Genomic DNA, 5,235 nt, shown 5'->3' with positions numbered 1-5,235 from the left:
CGCCCGGACGGCGCGGCCCGGGCGGCGCCGGCAAACCCGGCGCCCAGCAGGATCAGGGCCTCGCGGCGCAACATCGTCATGGCGGCCTCGCACGGTCACGGGCACTCGCACGCCCACACGGAACCTAGCGCGCGTCGGGCAGATCCCAACAACCGGGATCCCAAAGGGCCTGCGGCCCTTTGGCGGGGTTCCGGGGCGCGCAGCCCCGCGCTTCGCTTACGCCGCTCGCACCGTGTCGAGGAAGCGATGGACCTCCGCGTCGAGACGCTCGGCCTGGACCGAGAGTTCGGAGGCCGAGCCGAGCACCTGCACGGCGGCGGCTCCGGCGCCCTCGGCGGCGCTGGCGATGTTGGCCGTGACCTCGCCCGCCCCGGTCGCGGCCTGGCCGACGTTCCGGACGATCTCCTGGGTCGCCGAGCCCTGCTCCTCGATCGCGGCGGCGATTCCGGTGGACAGCCCGCTCATCTCGGTGATGCGGCCGACGATGATCCCGATCGCGTCCACCGTCTCCCCGGTCCAGGACTGGATCTCGCCGATCTGCCGGGCGATCTCGCCGGTGGCCTTGGCGGTCTGGCCGGCCAGCTCCTTCACCTCCGTGGCGACCACCGCGAAGCCGCGGCCCGCCTCGCCGGCCCGGGCGGCCTCGATCGTGGCGTTGAGCGCCAGCAGGTTGGTCTGGCCGGCGATGCCGCTGATCAGGTCGACCACGGCGCCGATCTTCACCGCCCCGTCGCGCAGGTTGCGCACGAGGTCGGCGGATTTCCCGGCCTCCAGCACGGCGGCGTCGGCGAGGTCGGCCGAGGCCTGCACCTGCCGGCCGATCTCGTTGACGGAGACGCCGAGTTCCTCGGCCGCCGCCGCCACGGTGTTGACGTTGGAGGCGGCCTGCTCGGCCGCCGTCGCCACATGGGTCGACTGGCTGGCGGTCTCGGCCGCCGCGGCGCTCATGGTCTCGGCGGTGGCTTTCAGGCTCGCCGCGGCGGTGGCGACGGCGCGGATGATGCCGCCGACGGCGCCCTCGAAGCTGGCGGCCAGATCGCGCATCGCCGTCTTGCGCTGCGCCTCCTGGCCGATCCGGGCCTGGGCGGCCTCCGCCTCCAGGACCTTCGTCCGAGCGAGCCCGTCCCGGAACACCTGCACGGCGCCGGCCATGGCGCCGATCTCGTCGCGGCGCCCGACGCCGGGGATCTCCACGGAGAGGTCGTCGGCGGCGAGCCGGGTCATGGCCTGGGCCATCCGGTTGATCGGCTTGCCGATGCCGTGATGTAGGAGCAGGGACCCGATCAGGGCGGTGACCACCACCGCGCCGAGGCCGATCAGGTTGGCCATCCGCGCCGCCGAGACGGCCGCCGCCGAGGCGGCGCTCCGGTCCTTCAGCAGATCCTGCTCGACCTGCGCGATCTCGGCCGCCTTGGCGCGCACGGCATCCATCGCCGCCTTGCCGACGCCCGAGCCTTCGAGCCGGCGCGCGTCCTCCCGGGTCGCCGGGTCCTTCATCAGGGCGAGTTCGCGGTCCGCCACCGCGTCGCTCCAGCGCTCGGCCAGGGCCTTCAGCTCCAGGAGGCGCCGGGGCTGCGTGGGATTGTTGGCGGTGAGCTTGCGCGCCGCGTCCCAGGACGCCGCGAAGGCCTTCCGCCCGGCCTGCTCGGGCTCGAGGAAGAGCGGCTCGGCGGAGATCAGGTACCCCCGCAGGGCAGTCTCCCGGTCGATCATGGCGACCACCATCCGGTCGACCTCGGCCAGCACCTCGTGGGTGTGCACGGTCCAGGCCTCGGTGTCCTCGATCAACCCGATATTGCGGAGCGAGACCGCCGAGGCGCCGGCGGTGATCGCCAGCATCAGGGCCATGACCAGCGCGATCTTCACGCCGGTCCTGAGATCGATCAGACGAAAACCCATGGCCCGTCCTTCGGGGAAGAATCACCGGGCCCGATCGGCCCGCGGTCGACGCGCCGGGATACAACATCTCCGTGAAATATCTCTTACGCCGCGACTTTTTTGATTAAAAAGCGATACTTAGCCAGTTAATACACCCTCCAGATTGAAATATATTCAGTCGCACCGCGTCCAATCATCTTGATATGACTTCGCACAGAGCCGGGGGCAATACGGGTATTGCGCCATGCCATCCGCGATCGACCAGTCTTGCCCCAGCTATTGATACGCGTCCCGCAGGTTCAGGGTGCAGGCGTGGCCGATGGTCCCGTAGGTCTCGGCGAGCCAGGTCCGGGCGGCGCCGCGGCCCTTGTCGCGCAGGCGCTTGAACACGGTCCAGCGGGCGTCGAGCTTGGAGGCGGCGTTGTAATCCTCCAGCGCGTCGGTCCCGTCGATCCGGTGTACCAGGACCCGCTGGTAGCCGCCCTGGCCCAGGGTGCCGTCCTCGATCAGGCCGTCGAGGAAGTCGATCGCCCGCAATTCCCGCATCAGGTTGGCGTTGAAGGTGATCTCGTTGAGCCGGTCGCGGATCTCGTTCTCCGTGCGTGGGGTCTCGCGCCGCTCGACCGGGTTGATCTGGACCAGCACGATGTCCCGGGTCCGGGCGCCCCGGTGCAGCGGGTAGAGCGGCGGGTTGCCGAGGTAGCCGCCGTCCCAATAGGGCACGCCGTCAATCTCCACCGCCTGGAACACCGTCGGCAGGCAGGCCGAGGCCATCAGGTGATCGACGGTCAGGCGCTCGCGCTCGAACACCGCGAGCTTGCCGGTCCAGACATTGGTGGCCGAGACGAACAGGCCGGCGGTCTCGGACTCCCGCAGGCGCTCGAAGTCCACCTGCGCGGCCAGCGCCTTGCGCAGCGGGTTGATGTTGAGCGGGTTCGACACGTAGGGGCTGGGCGAGAGCATCTTGGACCAGAACTCGGCCACCGGGTTGCCCTTCCACAGGCTGAACAGCCCGCTGACGAAGTTGCGCTGGGCCGGGCCGAGGTCGCCGTCGAGGCTGACCTCGCGCCAGAACCGCTCGAGCCCCTCCCGGGCGCCGTCCGGGCCGCCCTTCAGCCAGCCGTCGACCATCACGACGGCGTTCATCGCCCCGGCGCTCGCCCCGGTCAGCGCCTCGAAGGCCAGGCGGCCGTCCTCGATCAGGGCATCGAGCACGCCCCAGGTGAAGGCGCCGTGCGCGCCCCCGCCCTGCAGGGCCAGGGCGACCGGCTTCTCGGCCCGGGGGCCCGCCAGGATCCGGTTCGGCGAGTGGGCGGGCGTGGGCTCGATCCCGTCCGAGACAGGGATTCCGGACGAAGGGTCGGGCAAGGTTTCCGGCAAGGTTTCCGGCAAGATTTCCGGAACGACGGTCACCGGGTTGTGCGGCTCACCGCCGTGGGGATGCTCGCGCATGTCGGCCTCCAATAAGGGCTCCCTACATGGGATGGTGCACTGCAACATCAACCATCCCGGGGGCTGGCGGCGCGGTGACGGGCGGCGCGCGGCGCGCGATTCCGGCAACAGGGGCGGACGAAAACCGGTGTCGGCCGCGCGGCAAACTCGACATCCGCATCCGGATACGACATGACAACCGCGATGCTGTCATGCGTGGCGTCTGCTTGACGCCGCGCGGCGTCGTCCGCAGCTAACCGCGGTCGGCCCGCAGCCCCGAAGCTCCGGCGAGGCGCGCGCCGCGAGATGCCCGGCCAGCCCGTTTCAGGGCTCCGGCGCTCCGCACAGTGCGCGCCCGCGAAGGTCCACGATGGAAGTCATGGAAGCCATCCGCTCCGAAAATCCCGCCGCGACCGCCCTGACCAGCGGGGGTCCGGAGATCGCCGGCCCAGCGCCGCGCCACCGCACGGTGGGCGTCACGGTCGGCGAGGGCGAAGGCGCGGTCACGGTCGGCGGCGGCGCCCCGATCGTCGTGCAGTCGATGACCAACACCGACACCGCCGACATCGACGGCACGGTAGCGCAGGTCGCCCAGCTCGCCCGGGTCGGCTCGGAGCTGGTCCGCATCACCGTCGACCGGGACGAGGCGGCGGCCGCGGTTCCGAAGATCCGCGAGCGGCTCGACCGGATCGGCGTCCACGTGCCGCTGATCGGCGACTTCCACTATATCGGCCACAAGCTCCTGGCCGACCACCCGGCCTGCGCCGAGGCCCTGGCGAAGTACCGGATCAACCCCGGCAACGTCGGGTTCAAGGACAAGAAGGACACCCAGTTCTCCTCGATCATCGAGCAGGCGATCAAGTACGGCAAGACCGTCCGGATCGGCGCCAACTGGGGCTCGCTCGACGGCGAGCTGCTCACCCACCTGATGGACGAGAACGCCAAGCTGCCGCGGCCGATCGATGCCCGCGCGGTGATGCGCGAGGCGATGGTGCGCTCGGCGATCGGCTCGGCCGACCGGGCGGTGGAACTCGGCCTGCCGCAGAACAAGATCATCCTGTCGGCCAAGGTCTCGGCGGTGCAGGACCTGATCGCGGTCTACCGCGAGGTGGCGCGCCGCTCGGATTACGCGATCCACCTGGGCCTCACCGAGGCCGGCATGGGCTCCAAGGGCCTGGTCGCGGCCTCGGCGGCGATCGGCGTGCTGCTCCAGGAGGGGATCGGCGACACGATCCGCTACTCGCTGACCCCGGAGCCCGGCGGCGACCGGAGCGTGGAGGTCAAGGCGAGCCAGGAATTGCTGCAGACCATGGGCTTCCGCACCTTCGTGCCGATGGTCGCGGCCTGCCCGGGCTGCGGCCGCACCACCTCGACCACCTTCCAGGAGCTGGCCCGGGACATCCAGAACTGGATCGTCACCTCCATGCCGGAATGGAAGAAGACCTATCCGGGGGTCGAGGGCCTGAACGTCGCCGTGATGGGCTGCATCGTCAACGGCCCGGGCGAATCGAAGCACGCCGATATCGGCATCTCCCTGCCGGGCACCGGCGAGACCCCGACCGCCCCGGTGTTCATCGACGGCAAGAAGGCGATGACGCTGCGCGGCGCCACGCTCGCCAAGGATTTCGAGACCGTCGTGATCGAGTACATCGAGCGCCGCTTCGGCCAGCAGGGCGGCGGCACGCGCACCGCGGCCGAATAGCCGGACGCAGGTCGCGCAGGACGGCAGGATTAACCGCCGTGTCATTCCGGGGCGCCGCAGGCGAGCCCGGAACCCAGAGCCGCCGACAGCGCAAGATTTTGAACTATCGGCGGTTATGGATCCCGGGCTCCGCTTCGCGGCCCCGGGATGACAAGGCGGGTGATTAGAAGTTCAGAGAACTCTTGAGTCCCAAGAGAATAAGTAAATTCCTCTGCCCCGGGTAG

The 5,235-nt window shown here is 70.1% G+C and carries 3 protein-coding genes; 1 reads left to right on the top strand and 2 read right to left on the bottom strand.

Annotated elements, in window-relative coordinates:
* Window positions 1-216: 216 nt before the first annotated feature.
* Both FV228_RS19530 and FV228_RS19525 read right to left on the bottom strand, forming a co-directional pair.
* A complete protein-coding gene (locus FV228_RS19530) occupies window positions 217-1,899 on the bottom strand; it encodes a CHASE3 domain-containing protein (RefSeq protein ID WP_147856140.1) in 1,683 nt (560 codons plus the stop codon).
* Window positions 1,900-2,154: 255 nt separating this feature from the next.
* Window positions 2,155-3,330 (bottom strand): patatin-like phospholipase family protein, encoded by a 1,176-nt coding sequence (locus FV228_RS19525; RefSeq protein WP_147856139.1) that lies wholly within the window; start codon window positions 3,328-3,330, stop codon window positions 2,155-2,157.
* Between the two features lie 349 nt (window positions 3,331-3,679).
* Here FV228_RS19525 and ispG point away from each other — a divergent pair, with 349 nt between their 5' ends.
* Window positions 3,680-5,011: a flavodoxin-dependent (E)-4-hydroxy-3-methylbut-2-enyl-diphosphate synthase gene (gene ispG / locus FV228_RS19520; RefSeq protein WP_147856138.1), complete on the top strand. Its 1,332-nt coding sequence runs from the start codon at window positions 3,680-3,682 to the stop codon at window positions 5,009-5,011.
* The last annotated feature ends 224 nt before the right edge of the window (window positions 5,012-5,235 follow it).

Origin of the sequence: Methylobacterium sp. WL18 (assembly GCF_008040015.1) — a bacterium.
Classification (GTDB): domain Bacteria; phylum Pseudomonadota; class Alphaproteobacteria; order Rhizobiales; family Beijerinckiaceae; genus Methylobacterium; species Methylobacterium mesophilicum.
Note: the sequence above shows the minus strand (reverse complement) of the source record. Positions and strands in the feature narration are given on the sequence as shown.

Coding starts and splice junctions, on each gene's coding strand:
- FV228_RS19530 (WP_147856140.1), bottom strand. CDS start 1,899: ATGGGTTTTCGTCTGATCGATCTCAGGACCGGCGTGAAGATCGCGCTG.
- FV228_RS19525 (WP_147856139.1), bottom strand. CDS start 3,330: ATGCGCGAGCATCCCCACGGCGGTGAGCCGCACAACCCGGTGACCGTC.
- ispG (WP_147856138.1), top strand. CDS start 3,680: ATGGAAGTCATGGAAGCCATCCGCTCCGAAAATCCCGCCGCGACCGCC.